The organism is Mycobacterium simiae, from assembly GCF_008370645.1.
GTDB lineage: Bacteria > Actinomycetota > Actinomycetes > Mycobacteriales > Mycobacteriaceae > Mycobacterium > Mycobacterium simiae_A.
This window is the reverse complement of sequence record NZ_VTZN01000089.1, coordinates 1-22,010: the sequence shown is the minus strand read 5'-3', so window position 1 is coordinate 22,010 and position 22,010 is coordinate 1. Positions and strand designations below refer to the sequence as shown.

Sequence of the window (22,010 nt, the reverse complement as noted above, 5' to 3'; positions counted from 1 at the left end):
CGGCGCGGCGCGAAACCCACCTCCACGTCGAGCCGGTCAGCGCGCAACAACCGGGTCAGCACAGCGGCTAGGTCGGCGTCACCGCCGACCACGACGAGGCGTTGGCACCAACCCAGTGCGGCCTCGACCCAAGCAGGATCGTCGGCTCGGTAGCTGGTCAAGCCGGCCAACGCAGCAGAAACGGGTTGATCACCGAACAGCAGCACCGCCACGCTAGGCGTGTTCTCCGCGGTTTCCATGACACTCCTCGCAAACCGCTGGGTAGGGTAAGTCACCGGCTGGACCACAATAGGCGGGCATAACCCGCGAGAGCAGGTGGGAGCGCGTCATGCCGGCAATCGTCCTGATCGGCGCCCAGTGGGGCGACGAGGGCAAGGGTAAAGCCACTGATCTGCTCGGGGGGCGGGTGCAGTGGGTAGTTCGCTATCAGGGCGGCAACAACGCCGGCCACACCGTCGTCCTGCCGACCGGTGAGAACTTCGCACTGCATCTCATCCCTTCCGGGGTGTTGACGCCGGGCATCACCAACGTGATCGGCAACGGCGTGGTGATCGATCCCGCAGTGCTGCTCGACGAGCTGCAGGGCCTGGAAGAGCGCGGCGTCGACACCGCCAAGCTGCTGATCTCCGCCGACGCGCACCTGCTGATGCCCTACCACGTGGCTATCGACAAGGTCACCGAGCGCTATATGGGCAGCAAGAAGATCGGCACCACCGGCCGTGGTATCGGCCCCTGCTACCAGGACAAGGTCGCTCGGATGGGGATCCGGGTGGCCGACGTGCTAGACCCCGATCAGCTCGCGCCCAAGGTCGAGGCCGCGTTGGAGTTCAAGAATCAGGTGCTGGTCAAGATCTACAACCGCAAGGCGCTCGATCCAGCGCAGGTGGTCGAATCGCTGCTGCGGCAGGCTGACGGTTTCCGGCACCGCATCGCCGACACCCGGCTGCTGCTCAACACTGCGCTGGATGCTGGCGAAACGGTGTTGCTGGAAGGCTCCCAGGGCACGCTGCTCGACGTCGACCACGGCACCTACCCCTATGTGACGTCGTCGAATCCGACCGCAGGCGGGGCGGCCGTCGGCTCCGGCATCGGCCCCACCCGGATCCGCACGGTGTTGGGCATTCTCAAGGCCTACACCACCCGGGTGGGCTCGGGTCCATTTCCTACCGAGCTGTTCGACGACAACGGCGAATACTTGTCCAAGACCGGGGGCGAATTTGGTGTGACCACCGGCCGGCGCCGGCGCTGCGGCTGGTTCGACGCCGCCATCGCGCGCTACGCCACCCGGGTCAACGGCATCACCGACTTCTTCCTGACCAAACTCGACGTGCTGTCCAGCCTGCAGACAGTGCCGGTCTGCGTCGGGTATCGGATCGACGGAAAGCAGATCCGCGATATGCCCATGACGCAGAGCGATCTGTGCCGCGCCGAGCCGGTCTATGAGGAGATGCCGGGCTGGTGGGAAGACATCTCGGCGGCGCGCGACTTCGGCGACCTGCCCGCCAATGCGCGTGATTATGTGTTGCGACTGGAAGAGCTTGCCGGAGCGCCGGTTTCGTGCATCGGTGTGGGTCCCGGACGAGATCAGACCATCGTGCGACGCGACGTCCTGCAGGACCGCGGGTGACCCACTATGCTTCGCTCGGGTCAGAAGGGGACCCGGCGGCGGAAGATCCCGATTACCAACATCATGGCGGCTTTCCGGAATATGGCCCGGCCCATCCCGGCCCAGGTTTCGGCCGCTTCGTGGCGACCATGCGCCGGCTACAAGACCTGGCGGTATCGGCCGACCCCAGCGACCGCGTGTGGGATGAGGCCGCCGAGCGGGCCGCCGCCTTGGTGGATTTCCTGGGCCCGTTCCAAGCAGAGGAAGGCAAGGCGCCGGCTGGGCGAAGCCCTGACTTGCCTGGCATGGGGAGTCTGTTGTTGCCGCCCTGGACAGTGACCCGTTACGCCCCCGACGGTGTCGAGATGAGAGGATCATTCAGCCGGTTTCATGTCGGGGGGAACTCCGCGGTACATGGCGGTGTGCTGCCCCTAGCCTTCGATCATATGTTCGGCATGGTTTCGCATGCGGCAGCGCGGCCGATCAGCCGCACCGCCTTCCTGCACGTCGACTACCGCAAGATCACCCCAATCGATGCGTCGTTGGTCATGCGCGGACGGGTCACCCATATCGACGGCCGCAAAGCGTTCGTGTCCGCGGAATTGGTCGACAGCGCAGAAACGGTGCTGGCCGAGGCCAACGGCCTGATGGTGCGGCTGTTACCCGGCCAGCCCTAACGCGTGTGGCGGCGAGCGGCGTTACGGCGCGGCCTCGTCGCCGGCTGCGGGTGCGGTTGCCGCCGGGCTCGGCGAGGAGCTGCCTGCACAGCAGTGTGCAGGGTTAGATAAACCTCAGTAATGAGCGCAGAGCGTCCTCTCTTGTCGAGCCACCTATCCTTGAGCGGCGGGACAACTACTTCAGCGGAAGGGCAGGCTGGTGACTGACGGCTTGACCGAAGGGCAGGACGAGCCCACCGCGCCGGATGAAGACAAGACGACGGCATTGATCGTGCCTCCGGCTGCGACGCCACACCCGACGGCAGCCGAATCCGACGAGCCCCTCGCCGGGCCGCGGGTGCTGTTGCTGGGCTCCGGCGAGTTCGGCCGGGAGCTGGCAGTTGCGCTTCAGGGCTTAGGCGCGCAGGTGATCGCCGTCGACGCGCACGGTGATGCCCCGCACCGGGCCGCTGATCAGGCGCTGGTGGCACGCCTGACCAATGCTGAGGAGCTGACCGCGCTGTTTGGCCGGTTGCAACCAGACTTTCCAGACTTCGTGGTGGTGCTCACCAACGCGGTTAGCGTTGAGGCTTTGGATGCTTTGGACCCCGCTGAGGTGGTGCCCAGCGCCCGTAGTGTGCGTCTGATCGGCGATCGGGAGGCATTGCGCAAGCTTGCCGCCGACGAGCTTGGTCTACCCACCGCCCCGTTCTGGTTCGTCGGATCGCGGGGGGAACTCGAGGCGGTGGCAGCCCATGCCGGCTACCCGCTCCTGGTCAAACCCGTGGTCGGCGGTAGGCAGCGGGCGGTGGTTCGGGGGCCTGACGAGATCCCGCGTGCCTGGCAACGTGCGGCGGGGAGGGACCCGGCGGGCTCACCGCCGCGGGTATTGGCCGAAGCGGTGGTCGACATCGAGTTTTTGGTCACCCTGATAGCAGTGCACAGCGAAGGGCCGGCGGGCCCGGTCATCGAGTTCTGCGCGCCCATCGGTCATCGCCGAGCAGACGGCAAAAACCTGGAATCCTGGCAACCCCAGCAGCTGACTACCGCCGCCCTCGATGCCGCCAAGTCGATCGCCGCGCGCATCGTCAAGGCGCTCGGCGGACGGGGGGTTTTCGGTGTCGAATTGATGGTCAACGGCGATGAGGTGTACTTCGCCGACGTTACCGCGTGGCCTGGTGACAGCGCCTGGGTAACCCTGCGCAGCCAGCGGCTTTCGGCCTTCGAGCTGCAGGCCCGGACCATCCTGGGCCTTGCGGTGGACACGTTGATGGTGTCTCCGGGCGCGGCGCAGGTGATCGGCTCAGGCCAGATACCGCCGAGTGCTGACGCGCTGACGGCCGCGCTAGAAGTGCCGGAAAGCGATGTCCGGGTGTTCGGCCATGCCCGCGCGGTGGCACTGGCTACCGCACCCGACGTGGCGACCGCCCGTGCCCGCGCCCGCGACGTCGCGCACCGGCTGAATATGCGAGACTCACGCGGATGAGCTACGCCGGAGACATAACGCCGCTGCAGGCGTGGACGATGCTCAGCGACAACCCGCACGCTGTGCTGGTAGACGTGCGCACCGCCGCCGAGTGGCATTTCGTCGGTGTGCCGGACCTGTCGAGCCTTGGCCGGGAGGTGGTCTACATCGAGTGGAACACCGTCGATGGAAGGCGCAATGGCGACTTCGTCGCCGAACTGCTGGCCGCCGTCTCGCCCCCCAACGGTGACGACGAGCGGCCCGTCGTGTTCTTGTGCCGTTCGGGCAATCGCTCCATTGGCGCCGCCGAAGCCGCAACCGAGGCTGGGATCACGCCGTGCTATAACGTGCTGGACGGCTTCGAAGGGCACCTCGACATCGAGGGCCACCGAGGTGGAGTCGGTTGGCGGGCAATCGGATTGCCGTGGCGACAGGGTTGAAACTGGGATGACCGAGCACCCTTCGGTCCGCGCGCCCAAGCCCCTGCCCGACGCCGTTAGCCAGGCCACCATCGGTGTCCGCGGTGGCCTGTTGCGTTCGGGGTTCGACGAGACTGCCGAGGCGATGTATCTGACGTCCGGTTACGTCTATGAGTCGGCGGCGGCGGCTGAGCAGGCGTTCGCCGGCGAGCTGGACCACTTTGTGTACTCGCGCTACGGCAACCCGACCGTCGCCATGTTCGAGGAGCGGCTGCGCTTGATCGAGGGAGCCTCGGCAGCGTTCGCCACCGCCAGCGGCATGGCCGCGGTGTTTACCGCGCTGGGCGCGCTGCTGGCGGCGGGGGACCGGCTGGTGGCCGCACGCAGCCTGTTCGGGTCGTGTTTTGTGGTATGCAACGAGATACTGCCGCGCTGGGGGGTCCAGACCGTCTTTGTCGACGGTGATGATCTCTCGCAATGGGAGCAGGCGCTGTCGGTTCCCACTCAAGCGGTGTTCTTCGAGACGCCGTCGAATCCGATGCAGTCGCTGGTGGACATCGCCACGGTGACCGAGCTGGCTCATGCTGCGGGCGCAAAAGTGGTGCTGGACAATGTTTTTGCTACGCCCTTATTGCAACAGGGGTTTCCGCTCGGGGTTGACGTGGTGGTGTACTCGGGCACCAAGCACATCGACGGTCAGGGTCGGGTGCTCGGTGGCGCCATTCTCGGTGACAAGGAGTATATCGACGGTCCGGTGCAGAAGCTGATGCGTCACACCGGCCCGGCGATGAGCGCTTTCAACGCCTGGGTGCTGCTGAAAGGCCTTGAGACGCTGGCAGTTCGGGTCGAATGCAGCAATTCCTCGGCGCTGCGGATAGCGGAGTTTCTAGAAGGTCATCCCGCCGTGGATTGGGTGCGCTACCCTTTTCTGGCGTCACACCCGCAATACGAGCTGGCCAAGCGCCAAATGTCCGGCGGCGGAACCGTTGTCACCTTTGCGCTGGACGCACCGGAGAATGCGGCCAAGCGCCGGGCCTTCGAGGTGCTCGACAAATTTGGGTTGATCGATATCTCCAACAACCTCGGTGACGCCAAATCGCTTGTCACGCATCCGGCTACCACGACGCACCGGGCAATGGGTCCGGAGGGTCGCGCCGCCATCGGCTTGGGCGACGGTGTGGTCCGCATCTCGGTCGGTCTGGAAGGTGCCGACGATCTGATTGCCGACCTCGACCAGGCGCTGAGCTGAGGGACTAACCCGCCGCCCGCTGTTCGGCCGCCTCGGCGCGTTCGGCTGCCTCCAGGGCACTCTCTTCCGCTCGTGCCTGGACATAGCGCATCGCCAATCGGGCGTAAACCATTTGGCTGGTGATGGCCATCTGGCCTCGGGTGCGGCCCAAAAAGGCGAGCCCCCAGGAGAACATGGCGGCGATCCGGTTGCGGTGGCCGACCAAGTAGATCAGGTGCAGGCCGAGCCAGGCCAGCCAGGCGATGAAGCCGGCGAACTCCACCTTGCCGACCTGCGCGACGGCGCTGTAATGCGAGATCAGGGCCATGCTGCCCTTATCGAAGTACGTGAACGGCTTGCGGTTGGCCGGGTCATCGTGGCCTTTCGCGGCGTGCTTGATAATCGTCGTGGCGTACCGCGCCCCCTGGATCGCGCCCTGGGCCATCCCGGGTACACCGGGCACCGCCATCAGATCACCGATGACAAAGACGTAGGGGTGGCCCTTGACCGTCAGATCGGGTTCGACGATCACGCGTCCGGCGCGGTCGATTTCGGTTCCCTCGGATTGCTCGGCGAGCGTTTTGCCCAGCGGGCTGGCCTGCACACCGGCCGCCCACACCTTGCACGCGCAGTCGATGCGGCGCTCAGTGCCGTCCTTGTCCTTGACGGTGATGCCTTTGTAGTCGACAGCGGTCACCATGGCATTGAGCTGGATCTCGACATCCATCTTCTCCAGCTTCCGTTGCGCCTTGAGGCCCAGCTTCGGGCCCATCGGCGGCAACACCGAGGGAGCGGCGTCCAGCAGGATCACCCGGCACTCGCTGGGCGTAATCGTCCGGAATGCCCCGGCCAAAGTGCGCTCGGCGAGTTGGACGATCTCCCCGGCGAGCTCGACGCCGGTGGGGCCGGCTCCGACCACGACAAAGGTCAACCGCCGCTCGCGCTCGGCGTGGTCAGTGGCAACTTCCGCAGCCTCGAACGCGCCGAGGATACGGCCGCGCAACTCCAGGGCGTCGTCGATGGTCTTCATACCGGGCGCGAAGATGGCGAAGTCGTCATTGCCGAAATAGGACTGCTGGGCACCGGCGGCCACGATAAGGCTGTCGAACGGCGTCACGGTCTCCATGTCCAGCAATTTCGAGGTGACCGTCTTGGCGTTCAAGTCCATCCCAATGACCTCGCCCAGCAGCACCCGCACGTTCTTTTGCTTGCGCAAAATCAGCCGGGTGGTCGGGGCGATGTCGCCTTCCGACAAGATCCCGGTGGCCACTTGATAGAGCAATGGCTGGAATAGGTGGGTGGTTGTCTTCGAGATGAGGGTGATGTCGACATGGCTTCCTCGAGGGGACCGCTTGAGCGCCTTGGCCGCGTTCAGGCCGCCGAATCCGCTTCCGATGATGACGACGTGATGGCGCCTGGCTGCAGTTGAGGATTCGCTGGGTAGGGGCGTCATGGTGCTCCTTAACTCTCAACATTTTCCGCACCGCATGTACACCGTACGACTCCAATGCGGCGAAAGTCGCGCGCTGCTTCCGCCGACCTTCTTGCAAGCGCACTCGGCCAGCGCGACCGGTAGCTACAGCCGCCGTACCCATACAGGTACGCGGTACTGACAATGCCGATATCGCCGGGATTGCCCGGTGCTTCGTCATGTACGAGCCAGTCCGCCTTTCAACAACTGCCTTGGCGGTGCCTCGGGAGGTACTTTAGCGGCGGTGTCACTCGCTTGTGCATCGGTAGACGCGAAGTATCACGAACATTTCCGCATATCGCCCACGGGCAGGGCCGGCGTCCATGACAATCATCAGCTATGTCAGCGCTGGCAGAGTTGCCTCCAAGCGGGGCCGGGGCTTGGTAATGAGGTCCCAAACCTTAACGACCAAGCGGTCAAGCGACTCCATCGGCTGTCGTGAGCGGATACTCCTCGGTGTCGTCGGTTTCATATTCTTTGTCGACATGCTGGTCTATGGCATCGTCGTGCCGGTGCTGCCCAGCCTGGCCAAGCCGGCCGGACTGCAGTTTATGGGTGTGGGCGCGGTGTTCGCGTGCTATGGGCTGGCGTATTTCGTCTTCACTCCGGTCGCCGGCCGGCTGGTTGATTGGCGGGGCAGCAGAATGGTGTTGCTGAGCGGCGCAGTCGTGCTGGCGCTGGCTACGCTCGTCTTCGGCTATGCCAGCAGCCCGGTGGAGCTAGCGACGAGCCGTGTGCTGCAAGGCGCCGGAGCGGCGGCAACCTGGGTGGCGGGGTACGCCGCACTGGTCGAAGTGTTTCCGCGCGAGCAGCGTGGTCGCGCAGTCGGCACGGCGAGCATCGGCACCGCGCTCGGCGTCCTGGTGGGCCCCACGGCCGGTGGGCTGCTGCTTGAGGCCGGTGGGCCGCGCGCCCCCTTCGTCCTGGCTGCGGGATTGGCGGCCGCGGCCGTGCTGGTGCTCACTGTGGCGCTGCCCCGGTCCGCCCGCCCAGTGCGATCGGGGCTGGCCGATAGCGCCGGGTCCGGCAGTCACATGCTGCCGGGTCTCGCCGTGCCCTGGCTGATGGCCGGGCTGGCGGCAGGGCTCGCGCTGGGCGCTGTTGAGGCGACACTGCCGATCGACCTTGCTGCCCGGCTCGATGTCTCAGGTATCACCGTCGGGCTGTTGTTCGCGTTGACGACGGCCGCCTTCATCGCAACCTCACAGGGTGCCGGACGGCTGTCCGACGGCGGGCGCCGCGGGCCTGTCTTGGCCGCGGGTTGGGTCACCATAAGCCTCGCCATGGCCGTTATCGGCCTGCCATCGGCGGTAGCGCTGCAAGCGGTGACTTTGACTTTCCTTGGGGCCGGTCTGGGAGCGATGATCGCGACGATCATGCCGGCCCTCGCCGACGTCATGGATGTTAGCGATGCGCAGCGTCCCGGTACGGCCGCAGCTGCGTACAACCTCAGCTTCAGCGCGGGCAGCATGGCCGGCGCCCCGCTCGCCGGGTGGCTCGCTGACCTGCAATCATTTCAGGCCGCTACACTGCTCATCGCGCTGGTGACGGCGGCCTGCGGCGCACTGGCGGCACTTGCCCGGGCCGCCCTGGCCCGGCACATCATCAGCGCCTGAGCGCGGGTACTGGGGCGCAGACGCTGGATCGGTCGGTCAGGGAGGTCAGCATGTCGTGCATGGCCTCCCCAACTGCGTCACAGAATCGCTGGGCGGAAGTCTGGTCACACGTGTGTGACGTGGCCACGAACAGGTGCACGCTCTCGTCTCCGACGAAGGCATAGGACACGCCGTAGCCCGTCGGCGTTATGGGCAAGAAGCCCACCCCCTGTGACGAGGACTCCGGACGCCAGGCCGGCGTTTGGCGAATGGGTGACTGCGACGTCGCCAGCTCGAACGACAGGTTCCATGCCTGGGTTCCGAACAGCTCAACGTCCTCGCCCGTCAGGAGCGCCTCGACCAGGAGTCCGAACAGATGGCGGTCGCAGCCTCGTCCCTGCATCGCCCGCAACCGGTAGGCGCGGTGGCTCTTGACCGCGGCGCGCAGCAAGCGGGTACGTCGGGCACCGTCGCAATCGGGGTCCATCATGGCCGCCACGAAGGCGAGACTGTGGGCTGAGGTCGAGCGCAGGCACTCGGTTCGTCCCGCCGCGAAAAGCCGGGTGGTCGCCGTTTGGTAGGTAAGGCACGGTTCGCGGTCGGGGTGCAGGCGCGCGTAGGCGAGCTGGAGTGCGAGCTGAACGAAGGAATCCGGTGGGCAATCCGACCCCTTGATCGCTGCGGCACCGGCAGAACAAAGTTCCGCCGCGTGCACGTCCACGTCGTCGACCAAGGTTCGCGCGTTCGCGACTGCGGAACCCAGTGCAATGGCCAGCGCCGAGCCGCCAGGCACGTCGAAATAGAGATGGCGCGGGGGCACCGGCGGCGATGTGAGCCGCGCATCCAGTATCGACGACGTTTGACGCTCGGCCAGCAATATCTGCTCCATCAGCAGCGTTACCGCTTCGCCGTCGCCCCTGCTGTGTTCCATCAGGCCGCCGATGCGCCCGTTGGCGAACACCACGAGTTGCATGCTCTTGTCCAGCCAGCGGTTGGTCCCGGTGCCGCACAGCGTCGTGCGCGCCAGCTCGGTCAGGCTCTCGGGCGCGGCATCGTCGAGCACCACGACGAACAATGCCCGCTCGATGCGGTCGAGGTTGTCGGCGTTGCGTCCGCCGCCTTCGATCATCTCCTGCCGTATTTGTGACCAGGCATCGCGCTGCAGCAGGGTGACGGCGGCGAGCGGCGGGCCGGGCTCCAGCGCGGCGGCGGCACTATGGATTTCGGTCAGCGCTGCCAGCAGTTCCGGATATGAGATGTCGCGCCGCCCGTTGTCGACGAGCACCTCCAGTTCGAAGAAGTGGCCGTTGGCCAGGACAACGATGCAGCGTTGGTCGTCGTAGCGCTCGATGGTGTCGGCGTCAATGCCGGGTAGCCGCACGGTGGCAAAGCAGCTGCGGAGCTGCTTCATGCACAGCGGTACGATGCCGCGCACCCGCTGCGGGCGGACGTGTCCCGCGGCGAGACGGCGGCGAAAGTCGAGTAAGGCAACGAGCAGCATGGCAGCGCGCTGCAGCTGCGACACTCCAGGCCGTGCCAGCGTTGCTGCGTCGACCGCATAGCCGGTGCTGTACAGCAGTGAGCGGCGGTCGATGAGGTAGGCATACCGTTCCCAGTAGTCGGTCACCCAGTTCTCCAGCCGGGCCCGGCGTTCCTCGAGCCGGCCCTGCAGCCGGGCTGCCACGGCGCTGCCGCGAAACGTGTCGGCGGCGCATCGGACTTCAGCACGCCCGGCGTCGTCGAGCAGCGGATCCACCGACGCGATGAACGTCTGCAGCGTTTCGTCGATCGTGGGCAGCGGCAGGCGCGGCAGTACCTGCTGGAATTGCTCGAGGGAGCCGGGCCCGGCCTGCTCGGCGCTCAGTGCGCGTACCAGCACCCCCCACGCCCGCGCGTGCGCCGAATCGGGGGCGTCCATCCAACCCTGCCAGGTAAGAAGTTGACGCAGCAATGCCCCGCGCAGCCGCCCGAGCCTCATCTTTCTAAACCCGCTGTCAACCTGCGATCCAGTGTGCGTGCCAAACATTGATAGCGGTTAGCTACATCGTCCTCGGAGAGATAGCAGCCCTCGAGTACCCGACGGGTCGCGCTGGGTTGTGTGTATTCCTGGCGAGCGTGCAGGGTGCGGCGGTTGTTGAAGACCACGATCTCGCCCGGTTGTAGCCGCAGCACCAAGCGCGGACACTTCTCGACAGCGGCGGCAAAACTCCGGTAGGCCCGGCGGTAGCTTGGTTCGTCGGCCGGATTGCCGGCGAAAGGGCCCTCAAATGGTGGGGCCCAGTTGACGGCGACCACATTGGCGTGGTCGTCGGCTATCAGGTGGGGTTTGCGAACCACCATGTGCTGATCGCGATTCACCGTTGCGAACGTCGCCCACACCCGGCACAAGGTGTCGAAGTCATCCGGCGCCTCGGCCCGCACCCGCTCGGCGGCAGCCAACCCGTCACAAAAGCACGTTTCCCCGCCGCAGATGTCGGCGCCGAACTCCACGCAGTGCAAAAGCTGGATTCCCGGCGGCGCCTGGTAAGCGCACAAGTCCTGGTGGAACGGCAGTGCGTGTGCCGTGTAAGCGATGTTGGTGGGCCTGTCTTCGACGCGCACCTGCCAGGTGTGGCCGTAAATCGTGGGCATGACCGGGGCGATGTGCGTGGCCGTCGCGCCGACGACGCCGAGGCTGGCCGGCGCTCCTTGAAGCACCAGCACCCGGTTGTCGGCGAGAGCGGCGAGCCAGTCATAAAGCGTCGCGGGGTCGGGGTCGGGGCACCAGGGCCTGCGCTCGCAGGCGAGGGCAGACCGGCTCGCGAACCCGAAGGGCAGTGGCCTCTCGCGCCAGTTAGCCAGACCTACCAGCTCCTCTGGTTCGAAGGCGCTGCAATGCCCGTCTTGGAACACGATCTCGACCACGCCGCCCCGGCCTCGCCGCAGGTCGACCAACCGCACGTCCTCGTCGACACCCGATCCGATGCGCTGCCCACTTTCGGTGCGGCACCGCTCGCAGGTGCATTGGCTCCTTAGCCACCACGGGCTCAGCTCGGCGCAACGGCCAGCCACGTCCAAGCGCACAGATCCGGCCGGTGAAACCTCCACCACGACGTGATCCATCACTGCGGCTCGCAGCGCAAGGGGGTATCGGCGCCGAGTAGCAGATCGGGCTGGTCGGGGAGTTCGCCGCGGCGGCCCCGCACCGAATATCGGAGCCCGCCCGCGTGGGGCTCCAGCACCTGCTCGAAGAGCGTCTGCAGGCGGTTGTCGGCATCGCTGACCAGTACCCGGGCAACATGGGGACGGCTGCTCAGCTCGCTACTGCGAAGGACGGCGTAGCTGAAGATGATGAGACGATCACCGGGTTCGCACAGCATCGCCCCACCCCCGTTCGGGCATATTCGCGAAGATCCGCGGGCCGCCGGCAGCAGGTATGTCGACCATCGGTGGCCGTTTTCCAGGTTGACAATGTCCACTTCTTCCAGTGGCAGCATGCCGACGTGTTCCATCAAATCCAGGTCAACGGCGATACTGCCGATGTAGTCGCGCTGAGAATGCGTGACGCGCACCTGGTGCAGCTTGGCACGCAACAACTTGACGCCACTCATGCTGAAACGCCCCGATCGCCCTCGGCCTTGCGGCAGCTCAACGCGATCATCGGCTCGCCGTCGAAGATCTCGTATTCGTCTCGGGCGACGACGTCGTAGCCCAGTTCGGCCAGCGTTGCACCCAGCGCCGGCTGTTCTTGGAGATAGTCGGCGCGAACGGCGATGACGAGCCAGCCGCCGGGCGCGAGCACACGGTCGAGCGCCGCGAGGTCACCGGACCCGGCATGGGCGAAGGTGAAAACTCCTACGGCCACGATTGCGGCGAAGCAGTGTTTGGCGAACAACTCCGGCGCGTTTGCCAGCGTCCCCTGCACCAGACGGCGGTACACACCCTTGGCGCGCGCGCGGGACAGCATGCCATCCGAGCGGTCCAGCGCCGTCAGATCGTGGTAGCCAAGCTTGCGTAACTCTTCGCCGACCAGCCCGGTGCCGGCCCCCGCGTCGAGCACTGGTCCACTGTCCGCGGGCAGGCACGTGCTCAGCAGTAGGGCTGTCCGACGTGGGTTCTCCTGATAGCCGCTGCGCAGGTCGGTGTCATAGGTCAGCGACCAGGCGTCGTACTTCTGCTCGAGACTGAAACGTGGATCGCGGTGATAGATCCACGCCAGCTTGTCGACCACTTTCTTCGCCAGGAAAAAGCTCCAGCCGACCTCCGCGCTGCGCACGACCTCGGGGATCTCGCGGTAGACCTCGCCTAGCCTCGGGCATGACGGTTCAGCCAAATCCGCCAGCAGTTCATAACTGCGCGCAAGATGCGCGCTCAGGTCACGAGTCTCGTACACGATGAAGCCGTGCCGGGTGAGAGCCGCTGTGTAGTCCTCGGCCGAGAAGGTGGGCTCGAACAGCAGGCGGTCGTAGACCACCTCCCGAGCGACCGCGCTCACCGGCCGTTGCGGGGTTACGAGGTCATCGAAGACAAACAGGCCCTCGGGTTCGAGCACCCTGGCCACCTCGGCGAGCGCCTGCTCACGGGCGTGCACGTGGTAGAGCACGGCCTGGCTGAAGACGTGGGTGAAGGTGGCGTCGGCGAAGGGCAAGGCCGCTGCCGAGCAGGTGATGAACTCGAGTCGCAACCCTGGATTGGCGGCGGCCCACTCTTGTGCGTGGCCAACCCGAACGGCACTCAGGTCGATTCCGGTGACGCTTGCGCCGGTTTGTTGCGCCAGCCAGGCAGCGACGGTTCCATTGCCGCAACCAAGATCGAGCACCCGCGATTGCGGTCCGATACCTGCGGCGCGCAGCATCTCCTGAGTCCAGCGGTGACAACCATCGATGAAGCCCGTGGCATCGTCTTCGAACACGCCCCAATGCAGGCTGCCATCCGGATCCCAGAACTCGCGATACGTCGCGTCCTCGGCGTCGTAGAAGTCGCGCGTCATGTGCTCGGTGTAGGGGTAATTCGGCGGTGCCGTCGGTTGTTTGACCTCCGGTGCGCAGGCGGCAGTCAATCGCTCCTGGATGCGCTGGGCAAATGCATTCGACAATGTCGGCGCCTCTCATGCGGCCATATCGGACAGCAGTATGGCAAGAATTTACACGTGCGTCAGACGAATGGCGCTCTTGATAAGAGCTGTCCAGCAACTGGACAGCCGCAGCGTCCAGTTGCTGGACAAGCAAGGGTAATAAGCCGAATCGCAAGTCAAGGCAGACGCCTTCGGTGCCCGGTACGTCATCGTCCAGCCCGAGTTGGCGGCGGTACGGGTGGCCCGCGAGCTTGACGAGGGGCGGCACATTGGGAGTCACGCTGCGCGAGGGCATGGCCGAAATCTGGGGCGAAATACGCGCGCCGGATGCACTGGTCTTTGACCGGAGTCTGAATGAGTTGGCGGCCGCAGTGTGCCCCGCCGACCCGCGGACCGAAGCACAGCGCCGGGCCGATGCGCTTTCGGCGTTGGCCGCGCGCGCCCCGGCGATGCCGTGCGCTTGCGGTGCACCAGGGTCCAGTACCGAGCTCGCCCGCATTCGCCGCAACAGGCCATAAATGAAGCCCGCATCGCCGCCGCGGCGGCCCGTGACGCCGAGCGTCGCGCGGCGAAAAACGATCCGCCGCCCTTCTAGCCATTTCAGCGGAAGGCGGCCAGCCCGGTGAAAGCCTGGCCGAGTATCAGCTGATGCATCTCGGGTGTGCCCTCGTAGGTCAACACCGATTCCAGGTTGACCATGTGCCGGATGACCGGGTATTCCAGCGATATTCCGTTGCCGCCCAATATAGTTCGAGCGGTCCGGCAAATCTCGATCGCCTCCCGGGTGTTGTTGAGCTTACCGAAGCTGACCTGCTCGGGGTGCAGCCCGACGCTGTCTTTGAGGCGGCCGAGGTGCAGCGCCAGCAGCTGCCCCTTGTGCAGTTCGACCGCCATGTCGACCAGCTTTGCCTGGGTCAATTGGAACCCGGCGATCGCACGGCCGAACTGGGTACGCTGTGTCGCGTAGGTCAGCGCGGACTGCCAAGCCGACCGCGCCGCGCCCATCGCGCCCCAGACGATTCCATACCGCGCCTCTGACAGGCAGGCCAGCGGCCCCTTGAGGCCAATCGCGTTGGACAACATCGCGTCGGCGGGCAGCCGGACGTCGTCGAGGACCAACTCGCTGGTGATCGACGCCCGCAGCGACAGCTTGTGGTGGATGGTGTTGGCGGCGAACCCGGGCGTGTCGGTGGGAACGATGAAGCCGCGGATCCCGTCGTCGGTGGCGGCCCATACGATCGCGACGTCGGCGATCGATCCGTTGGTAATCCACATCTTTCGGCCATTGATCACCCAGTCCGAACCGTCGCGTCGCGCCCGGGTTTTCATCGCGGCCGGGTCGGAGCCAGCGTCGGGTTCGGTCAACCCAAAGCAGCCGATCAGCTCACCGGCCGCCATGCCGGGTAGCCACTGCTGCTTCTGCTCCTCCGAGCCGTTGTTGGCGATGGCGAACATCGCCAGCGAACCCTGTACCGACACCAGCGACCGGATGCCCGAATCGGCGGCTTCCAGTTCCAGGCAGGCCAAGCCGTAGTGCACGGCGGAAGCGCCCGGGCATCCGTAGCCGTGCAAATGCATGCCCAGCAGCCCCAGTTCGCCGAACTGCTTGGCCAACTCGCGGGCCACCGGCAGGTCGCCGTCCTCGAACCAAGTGCAGACGTGCGGAGTCACGTGCTCGGCGCAGAAGCGCCGTACGGTGTCGCGCACGGCGAGCTCGTCGCTGGTGAGCGACGCGTCCAGCCCGAGCGGGTCGTTCGGGTCGAAGGCGGGCGGTGTCTCAGTGCTCATGCCCCCATCCTGCCCGGCCCGGTAATCTCGCTGCATGCAACCTCGCCACCGGCCCTCGTGGCTGGGCTCGCTGGCCACCGACGTCGTCGCTGTACTAATTTTCTGTGCGGTCGGACGGCGCAGCCATGCCGAGGGGATCAGTGTCAGCGGCGTGGCCACGACGGCATGGCCGTTCCTCGCCGGAACCCTGGTCGGGTGGTTGGTGGCCCGTGGCTGGCGGCGGCCCACCAGCGTGGCTCCCACCGGGGTGATTGTCTGGGTGTGCACCGTCGCCCTGGGCATGGTGTTGCGGAAGGCGAGTTCGGTGGGTGTAGCGCCGAGTTTCGTTGTGGTTGCCTCATCGGTCACCGCGGTGCTGTTGCTGGGTTGGCGAGCGGTGGCTGGGCTGTTCCTGCGCCACCGCTCGAATGTTTGACAATGCCGGCGATGGCCCAATTACGTTTTGTCACTGCGGGGTTGGATGACCCGTTGGCACAACCATTGCTGACCGAGCTGGCCGCCGAGTACGCGCAGCGCTACGGCAGCTCGCCGGCGAAGGCACTGGCCTGGTTGACCAGCAGCCCGGCCTCCCAGTTCGCACCACCGGACGGCGGCATGCTGATCGGTGTCGTCGATGCCCGTGCGGTCACCGGTGGTGCATTCTGCAGACGCGACGCCGACACGGCCGAACTCAAACGCGTCTGGACGCACCGCGAGCATCGCCGCCGCGGATACGCCACAGCGCTCGTGGCGGAACTGGAAGCCGAAATCAAGACTCGCGGCTATCGCAACGTCTATTTGGTAACCGGCGATCGCCAGCCCGAGGCCGAGGAGCTGTATCGGGCTGCCGGCTACACCCGGCTGCTTGAACCCCTGCCATCCACGGGTCCGGTCTTACCCATCGCGTTCCGCAAAGAACTTTCATGACGCGCTTCTTGCACCTGGCCGTCGCGCTGGACGGGTGCGGCTGGCATCCGCAGGCCTGGCGAGCCACCTTGGCTGTCGAGTCTCGGTCGGTGCTCGGCGGGCCCTACTGGGCCGACTTGGCCGTCACCGCCGAACGGGGCCTGCTCGACTTCCTCACCATCGACGACACCCTGATGCCGCAGCCGGGCCGGCGCGAACGGATCGACCCGCGGCGCCTGGCCGGTCGCGCCGATGCCGTGCTGGTCGCGGCCCGCATCGCCCCGGTGACGCGGCACATCGGCCTGGTCCCGGTGGCCACCGTTACCCACACCGAGCCGTTCCACATTTCGAAAGCCATTGCCACGCTTGATTATGTGTCCCATGGCCGGGCGGGTTGGCAGCCGAGGGTCTCCGTGACCACCCATGAGGCCGCCCTGTTTGGTCGCCGCTCGGTGAACCCCGACGAGTTGTTTGAACAGGCCCGAGACTACGTCGAGATCGTCCGCCGGCTCTGGGACAGCTGGGAAGACGACGCGGTCATCCGCGACGTGACCACCGGACGCTACATCGACCGGGACAAATTGCACCACATCGACTTCAGCGGTAAATACTTCTCGGTCAAGGGTCCGTCGATAACGCCGCGCCCGCCGCAGGGCCAGCCGGTGGTCGCTGCCCTGGCGCACGCCGTGCCCGTCTATGAGTTCGCAGCAGCCAGGGCCGACGTCGTGTTCATCACGCCGACAGACGAGTCGCTGCCAAGCATCCTCAATGACGTGCGTGCCGCCGACAGGAGACTGAAAGTGTTTGCAGACGTGGCGGTTTCGTTTCGCGACGCAGGCGACTTCAGCTCTGATGCGCTCGTCTGGGCAGGCGCACCAACGGAATTGGTGGACATGCTGCTGGATTGGCAGCGCCTGGGCATCGACGGCGCTCGCCTGCGGCCGGCGGTGCATGCTTTCGATCTTCCGGTGATCGTCGATGAGGTGGTGCCGCTGCTGCAGCGTGCCGGCCGGTTTCGCGCTGGCTATCGGGAGGCTGAAACACTGCGCCAGCGGCTCGGTCTGCCGGCAGCGCCCAACCGGTATGCGGCGGCGAACCGGTGATCCCGCTCTCGGTCCTCGACCTGTCGCCGATCAGCGCCGGCAGCGACGCCGCGACAGCGCTGCGCAACAGCATCGAGCTGGCCCAGCACGCCGAGCAGTGGGGTTATCGGCGCTACTGGATCGCCGAACATCACTTCGTTGCCGTCGCCAGTGCGGCACCGGCGGTGCTGATCGGTCAAATCGCCGCCGCTACCAACAGGATTCGGGTCGGGTCGGCCGCGGTCCAGCTCAGCCACACCACCGCCGCCGCCGTGGTGGAAAGCTTCGGCATGCTCGACGCCTTCTACCCCGGTCGTATCGACCTGGGCCTGGGCCGATCCGCGCAGCGACGTGGCCTCAAGCCGCGAGACCCGGCGAGAGCCCGCACACCGCAAGTGCCGCAGGAATGGCGCGAGGTCGACGGGGTAGTGATCCCGCCCCCTTTCGACCTGCGCACCCTGCTGGCCAGTGGCCGGGCCCAAGCCACCATGGCCATCCTTCAACAACCCGAGGCGGTAGCCCCCGACTTCGCTGAGCAGGTCGGCGACATCATCGCGATGCTGGCCGGCATCTATCAGGTGGACGGCTTCGAGGTGCACGCGGTGCCCGGTGAGGGCGCCGCCCTGACCCCATGGATCTTCGGCAGCAGCAAGCCCCATAGCGCCGAGCTGGCCGGCGCTATGGGGCTGCCCTTTGTGGCCAGCTATCACCTCACCCCGGCCACCGCACTGGAAGCCGTCGCCGCCTACCGTGACGCCTTCGTCCCGTCGGCGACGCTGCCGCGACCCTACGTCGTGGTGTCAGCCGACATCGTGGTCGCCGACGACACCGCCACCGCCCGGTACCTGGCATCCAGCTACGGCCATTGGGTGTATTCCATCCGCGCCGGGGGCGGTGCTATCCCCTACCCTGATCCCGACGGGTGCGCTCCGCTGACCGAACGGGCAGCATGCGGTGGTCATCGACCGGGTGGCAACCCAATTCGTCGGCAACCCGGATGAGGTCGCCGAGCGGATGCGGGCGCTGCAACGGGTCACCGGCGCCGCCGAGCTGGTCGTCACCTCGGTGACGCACCGGCACCAGGATCGACTGCACTCGCACGAATTGATTGCCCGGCGTTGGGGGCTAATTTCTTGAACCGCAAGCATATTCATCTAGCAGCCCACTTTCCGGGGGTCAACAACACCACGGTGTGGACCGACCCTGAAGCCGGCAGCCAGATCGACTTCGACTCGTTTGTGCACCTGGCCCGCACCGCCGAACGCGGGTTGTTCGATTTCTTCTTCGTGGCTGAAGGGCTACGGTTACGCGAACACCGCGGCCGGATCTACGACCTGGATGTGGTAGGCCGACCCGACACCTTCACCGTGCTGGCGGCGCTGGCCGCCGTCACCGACCGGATCGGCCTGACCGGGACCATCAATACCACCTTCAACGAACCATTCGAAGTGGCAAGACAATTCGCCACGCTCGACCAGCTGTCCGAGGGCCGTGCCGGCTGGAACATGGTCACCTCGTCGGATGCCTTCACCGGGGCCAACTTCCGGCGCGGCGGCTTCCTGGACCACGCCGACCGCTACGTGCGGGCCGAGCAGTTTGTGAGCGTGACCCGCAAGTTCTGGGACAGCTGGGCGCCCGACGCGGTGCTAGCCGACGTCGAGGCTGGCGTCTATGTCGATCCGGACCGGATCAGCTGCGTCGAGTACTCAGGCACGCACTTCGATGTTCGCGGCTTCGCCACGCTTCCGGCAGGGCCGCAGGGACATCCGGTACTGCTGCAGGCGGGCGACTCTCCGGAGGGACGTGCATTCGGAGCCCGCCACGCCGACGCCTTGTTCACTTTGCACGGGTCACTGCAGGATGGGCAGCGCTACTACGCCGACGTGAAAGCCCGGGCGCGTTCCTACGGTCGAGACCCCAACCAGCTCAAGGTTTTCCCTGCGGCGACCTTTGTCATCGGCGACACTGACGACGAGGCTCAGGACAAGGCGCGCCACATCCGTTACCAGCAGGTCAGCGACGCCACTGCGATCGCCATGCTCGAGCAGGTGTGGGGCCGCGACCTGTCGGCCTACGACGCGGATGGCCCCCTGCCCGATGTCGAGCCGATCGCCGATACCACGATCAGCCAGGGGCGGGTGCAGCACGCAGATCCCGCCGCGGTGGCTAGCCGCTACCGGGAACGGGCCAAGGCGGAAAACCTGTCGATCCGCGAACTGGTCATCGCCATCACCAGCCGCCAGCAGTTCATCGGCACGTCGGCGCGCATCGCCGAGGAGATGGACCACTATGTCGAAGCCGACGCCTGCGACGGGTTCATTCTGGTGCCGCACTTGACACCGCATGGCCTGGACGACTTCGTGGACCGGGTGGTGCCGCTATTACAGGAGCGCGGCGCGTTTCGTACCGAGTACGCCGGAAAGACACTGCGAGATCATCTGGGCCTGAAGCCCTAGCGATACCTATTTTCCGATCATTTGGCCGGCGGACGTCCTATCAATGAGACCGCGATCAAGCTGTCTCGGCGAGCGGTCCGTAATGCCAAGAAATTTGGATCGGCTAGACGCTGGTCGGCGCACCGTTGCTGCTACCTACGCTTCCATATTTGGCGCCTGGCGCCTGGCGCTTGCCGCATCGGCGATCCCGGTGCTCAATGTCATGGCAATGCATCACATCGTTGGCACCGAGAATCTACATGAAGTACGGGCTAACCGATGGGACTACGCTGCAGGAAATGCCCCATATGCTGTCGTGCAGGTAGCGGGAATTCACTTCGACATGGTTAACACCGCCAGTAGCTCGACAACCACAGCAATCCAGAACTGGATTTCCGATCTATCGGCGCCCGTCGAAGGAAAGGCTCGGCTGCATCGACCTGAGATTTCCCCGAGCCAAGATGGCTTCCTAGACGTGTTCAGTGAGCCAGTTGTACAGGCCTAGGAAGGTCCGCCAGTCGGCCAGCACCGTATCAACAAAGCCGGCCGAACTGGCGGCGCGCACCGGCAGCTGCGTATGGGCGTAGAGCGCAGAGTGACGTAGCAGGCGTTCGACGGCCGCCGTGGCGTCAAAGCCGCGCGGTACCCGCTTGAACGTTTCCCCGCCAACCTCGTATCCGTTTGCATCTAATTCGGACACAACGGCGGCCAATTCGGGCCCCGAGGCCGGGTCGACGACGGCGGCTCGGTAGGTACTCAGCTGATCGTTGTCGAATCCGTGCGCGCCGGCACCGACGAGGACCGCGTCCGGCGACACCCGCAGGAACAGCCCGGCCACTGCCGCTGCGCGGTCTCCCTCCCAGAACCAGAAGTCCAAGTGATCCTTATACGGCCGTTTGTCCTTGCTGAACCGGATATCGCGGTTGATTCGAAATATCGAGCCGCGCACCCACGGTTCGGCGCGAATGCCGGGTACCAGCCCAACGAGCTCGGGCCCAATCTCCTCGACAAACTCCTTCGCGGGTTCCAGGTACTCCGCTTGGTAACGGCCGCGGTTGGCGTCGAACCACGATTTCTCGTTGTGCGCGCGCAGGTCGGTCAAGAAGTTCACCGTGGCCGCAGGGAACCGAAACGTCCCCATCAGGAACGTCCCTCCACGAACGCTAAAGACTCCTGGAGAAGTGGCTTCCAGGCGCGCCTCTTCGCGAAGGGAACCGCTGCCCACTCTCGAAACTGACGGCCCGCCGGCGCGAACGGCTCGGCCTGTCCGGTGGAGATGAGCTCAGCGACTCGGGCTGCAGAAAGCTTTACCAGCAGATCGTCCGTCTTCCGGTCGCAGCTAGCAAAAAAGGCCCCGCCTACCCGCAGACAGGGCAGCCCCATCATGGTCGAGCGGGTCACTTCTTGCCTGGCGAGCAGATGCTGCGCCAGCGTCCAGAAGAAGTTCTCACCGTCACCGAGTTGAGACTCCTCGGTCCTGTGGGCATCAGCCATCGTCACTCCACTGGGTTAGGCGTCGTCTTTATGTGTCTTACCACCTACCAGACCCTCGGGTCGATTTGCCGTGCGTCATCAGTTCTGCCGCGCTCTTTTTATCGCTGCGTCCGTGGCTTCGCGGATCGGCCCGCGCCACAGATCGCCGTGGCCAGGAGCCAGGATCTCGGTTTCCAACAGGGACATCGCGGACAAGCTGCGGATGCAGCTTTCCTGGCTGTGGCTGAACACCGCTGGAAGCAGCTGCGGCCCGCGGTAACGCAGCAACGGATGGCCCGTGATCAGCGCGTCACCGCTAGCCAGCACACCGTCGACGAGATATGAACAGTGCCCGCTGGTGTGTCCAGGGGTGAAGATGGCCATCGGATGGCCCGGAAGCTGCGCGGCCACCTCGGCAGTCAGCGGCTTGGCGGTGGGAATGCCGTCGCGGATTAGTCCGCCACTACGCAACACGTGAACGCTCCACATCGCCCAGCGGGGACGCCAGATGCGCAGCGCGATATCAAGGATCGACACCTGTTCTAGGTATTCGCGTTTCGCGTGACCGACCTCGTCGGCGTGGCAGTACACCGGTGTGCCGTGCTCGTCGGCGAACCAGATCGCCGAGCCCAAATGGTCGATGTGCGCATGGGTCAGCAGGATTGCGTGTACGTCGCTGGGCCGATAGCCCAGGCTGCTCAGTGCAGCCAGCACCTCCTCGCGATTGCCGGGATAGCCAGCGTCGATCATCATGACGCCGGTGTCGTCGGTGACCAGCACCCAGTTGACCGCGTGCCCGCGCGCGAGGTGGACCCTATCGGTGACCTGAACAAGCTCCGTCATGCCCGCGAGTG

General features: G+C 65.7%; 20 protein-coding genes and 2 pseudogenes. 12 read left to right on the top strand and 10 right to left on the bottom strand.

Going from position 1 to position 22,010, the window contains the following annotated elements; genetic code table 11:
- Positions 1 to 107: pseudogene (locus tag F0Q45_RS30255) on the bottom strand (peptidase M50); the annotation flags it as partial.
- Positions 108 to 328: 221 nt separating this feature from the next.
- Between F0Q45_RS30255 and F0Q45_RS15025 the strand changes: the two are divergent.
- The 5 genes from F0Q45_RS15025 (at position 329) to F0Q45_RS15005 (ending at position 5,395) form a co-directional block, all read left to right on the top strand.
- Positions 329 to 1,627: an adenylosuccinate synthase gene (locus F0Q45_RS15025; protein WP_149654695.1), complete on the top strand. Its 1,299-nt coding sequence runs from the start codon at positions 329 to 331 to the stop codon at positions 1,625 to 1,627.
- Positions 1,624 to 2,283, top strand: a complete 660-nt coding sequence (locus F0Q45_RS15020; RefSeq protein ID WP_149654694.1) for a PaaI family thioesterase — start codon at positions 1,624 to 1,626, stop codon at positions 2,281 to 2,283. The genes F0Q45_RS15025 and F0Q45_RS15020 overlap by 4 nt, the downstream gene beginning before the upstream one ends.
- 199 nt (positions 2,284 to 2,482) lie before the next feature.
- Positions 2,483 to 3,748 (top strand): formate-dependent phosphoribosylglycinamide formyltransferase, encoded by a 1,266-nt coding sequence (gene purT / locus F0Q45_RS15015; RefSeq protein WP_149654693.1) that lies wholly within the window; start codon positions 2,483 to 2,485, stop codon positions 3,746 to 3,748.
- Complete coding sequence (locus F0Q45_RS15010; RefSeq protein WP_149654692.1) at positions 3,745 to 4,167, top strand: rhodanese-like domain-containing protein; 423 nt, start codon at positions 3,745 to 3,747, stop codon at positions 4,165 to 4,167. The genes purT and F0Q45_RS15010 overlap by 4 nt, the downstream gene beginning before the upstream one ends.
- A gap of 7 nt (positions 4,168 to 4,174) precedes the next feature.
- Positions 4,175 to 5,395, top strand: coding sequence for an O-succinylhomoserine sulfhydrylase (locus F0Q45_RS15005; protein ID WP_149654691.1), 1,221 nt, complete (start codon positions 4,175 to 4,177; stop codon positions 5,393 to 5,395).
- Positions 5,396 to 5,399: 4 nt separating this feature from the next.
- Here the strand turns inward: F0Q45_RS15005 and F0Q45_RS15000 are convergent, their stop codons facing one another.
- Positions 5,400 to 6,827, bottom strand: a complete 1,428-nt coding sequence (locus tag F0Q45_RS15000) for an NAD(P)/FAD-dependent oxidoreductase (RefSeq protein WP_149654690.1) — start codon at positions 6,825 to 6,827, stop codon at positions 5,400 to 5,402.
- Between the two features lie 404 nt (positions 6,828 to 7,231).
- Here F0Q45_RS15000 and F0Q45_RS14995 point away from each other — a divergent pair, with 404 nt between their 5' ends.
- Entirely contained in the window at positions 7,232 to 8,461 is a 1,230-nt protein-coding gene (locus tag F0Q45_RS14995; protein WP_149654689.1) for an MFS transporter, read from the top strand.
- Here F0Q45_RS14995 and F0Q45_RS14990 read toward each other — a convergent pair.
- Genes F0Q45_RS14990 through F0Q45_RS14975 form a run of 4 tightly spaced genes read right to left on the bottom strand, consistent with a single transcriptional unit; the run spans position 8,451 to position 13,514 of the window.
- On the bottom strand, positions 8,451 to 10,418 hold the full coding sequence (locus tag F0Q45_RS14990) for a choline/carnitine O-acyltransferase (RefSeq protein ID WP_149654688.1): 1,968 nt from the start codon (positions 10,416 to 10,418) through the stop codon (positions 8,451 to 8,453). The two genes, F0Q45_RS14995 and F0Q45_RS14990, sit on opposite strands and share 11 nt — an antisense overlap.
- Positions 10,415 to 11,530, bottom strand: a complete 1,116-nt coding sequence (locus tag F0Q45_RS14985; RefSeq protein ID WP_262491017.1) for a TauD/TfdA family dioxygenase — start codon at positions 11,528 to 11,530, stop codon at positions 10,415 to 10,417. Before F0Q45_RS14985 ends, F0Q45_RS14990 begins: the two co-directional genes overlap by 4 nt.
- Positions 11,531 to 11,541: 11 nt before the next feature.
- Positions 11,542 to 12,030, bottom strand: coding sequence for an aspartate 1-decarboxylase (locus F0Q45_RS14980; protein ID WP_149654686.1), 489 nt, complete (start codon positions 12,028 to 12,030; stop codon positions 11,542 to 11,544).
- On the bottom strand, positions 12,027 to 13,514 hold the full coding sequence (locus F0Q45_RS14975; RefSeq protein WP_262491016.1) for a methyltransferase domain-containing protein: 1,488 nt from the start codon (positions 13,512 to 13,514) through the stop codon (positions 12,027 to 12,029). The genes F0Q45_RS14980 and F0Q45_RS14975 overlap by 4 nt, the downstream gene beginning before the upstream one ends.
- 272 nt (positions 13,515 to 13,786) lie before the next feature.
- Between F0Q45_RS14975 and F0Q45_RS14970 the strand changes: the two genes are divergently transcribed.
- Complete coding sequence (locus F0Q45_RS14970; protein WP_149654696.1) at positions 13,787 to 14,011, top strand: DUF222 domain-containing protein; 225 nt, start codon at positions 13,787 to 13,789, stop codon at positions 14,009 to 14,011.
- Between the two features lie 82 nt (positions 14,012 to 14,093).
- Here the strand turns inward: F0Q45_RS14970 and F0Q45_RS14965 are convergent, their stop codons facing one another.
- Entirely contained in the window at positions 14,094 to 15,281 is a 1,188-nt protein-coding gene (locus F0Q45_RS14965; RefSeq protein ID WP_149654685.1) for an acyl-CoA dehydrogenase, read from the bottom strand.
- A gap of 34 nt (positions 15,282 to 15,315) precedes the next feature.
- On the opposite strand from F0Q45_RS14965, the gene F0Q45_RS14960 reads away from it, so the two are divergent.
- From F0Q45_RS14960 to F0Q45_RS14940, 5 genes and pseudogenes are all read left to right on the top strand, one after another.
- Positions 15,316 to 15,696 carry a DUF3054 domain-containing protein gene (locus F0Q45_RS14960; RefSeq protein WP_149654684.1) on the top strand — a complete coding sequence of 127 codons (381 nt, stop codon included), beginning with the start codon at positions 15,316 to 15,318 and terminating at the stop codon, positions 15,694 to 15,696.
- A gap of 11 nt (positions 15,697 to 15,707) precedes the next feature.
- A complete protein-coding gene (locus F0Q45_RS14955) occupies positions 15,708 to 16,187 on the top strand; it encodes a GNAT family N-acetyltransferase (RefSeq protein ID WP_149654683.1) in 480 nt (159 codons plus the stop codon).
- A complete protein-coding gene (locus tag F0Q45_RS14950) occupies positions 16,184 to 17,269 on the top strand; it encodes an LLM class flavin-dependent oxidoreductase (RefSeq protein ID WP_149654682.1) in 1,086 nt (361 codons plus the stop codon). The genes F0Q45_RS14955 and F0Q45_RS14950 overlap by 4 nt, the downstream gene beginning before the upstream one ends.
- A pseudogene (locus tag F0Q45_RS14945) lies at positions 17,266 to 18,385 on the top strand (LLM class flavin-dependent oxidoreductase). The gene F0Q45_RS14950 and the pseudogene F0Q45_RS14945 overlap by 4 nt, the downstream one beginning before the upstream one ends.
- Positions 18,382 to 19,704 (top strand): NtaA/DmoA family FMN-dependent monooxygenase, encoded by a 1,323-nt coding sequence (locus tag F0Q45_RS14940; RefSeq protein ID WP_149654681.1) that lies wholly within the window; start codon positions 18,382 to 18,384, stop codon positions 19,702 to 19,704. Before F0Q45_RS14945 ends, F0Q45_RS14940 begins: the two are co-directional and overlap by 4 nt.
- A gap of 448 nt (positions 19,705 to 20,152) precedes the next feature.
- Here F0Q45_RS14940 and F0Q45_RS14935 read toward each other — a convergent pair whose 3' ends face one another.
- From F0Q45_RS14935 to F0Q45_RS14925, 3 genes are all read right to left on the bottom strand, one after another.
- Positions 20,153 to 20,824 (bottom strand): DUF2461 domain-containing protein, encoded by a 672-nt coding sequence (locus F0Q45_RS14935; RefSeq protein ID WP_149654680.1) that lies wholly within the window; start codon positions 20,822 to 20,824, stop codon positions 20,153 to 20,155.
- Entirely contained in the window at positions 20,824 to 21,177 is a 354-nt protein-coding gene (locus F0Q45_RS14930) for a hypothetical protein (protein ID WP_149654679.1), read from the bottom strand. The genes F0Q45_RS14935 and F0Q45_RS14930 overlap by 1 nt, the downstream gene beginning before the upstream one ends.
- 78 nt (positions 21,178 to 21,255) lie before the next feature.
- On the bottom strand, positions 21,256 to 21,999 hold the full coding sequence (locus tag F0Q45_RS14925; protein WP_149654678.1) for an MBL fold metallo-hydrolase: 744 nt from the start codon (positions 21,997 to 21,999) through the stop codon (positions 21,256 to 21,258).
- Between the last annotated feature and the right edge of the window lie 11 nt (positions 22,000 to 22,010).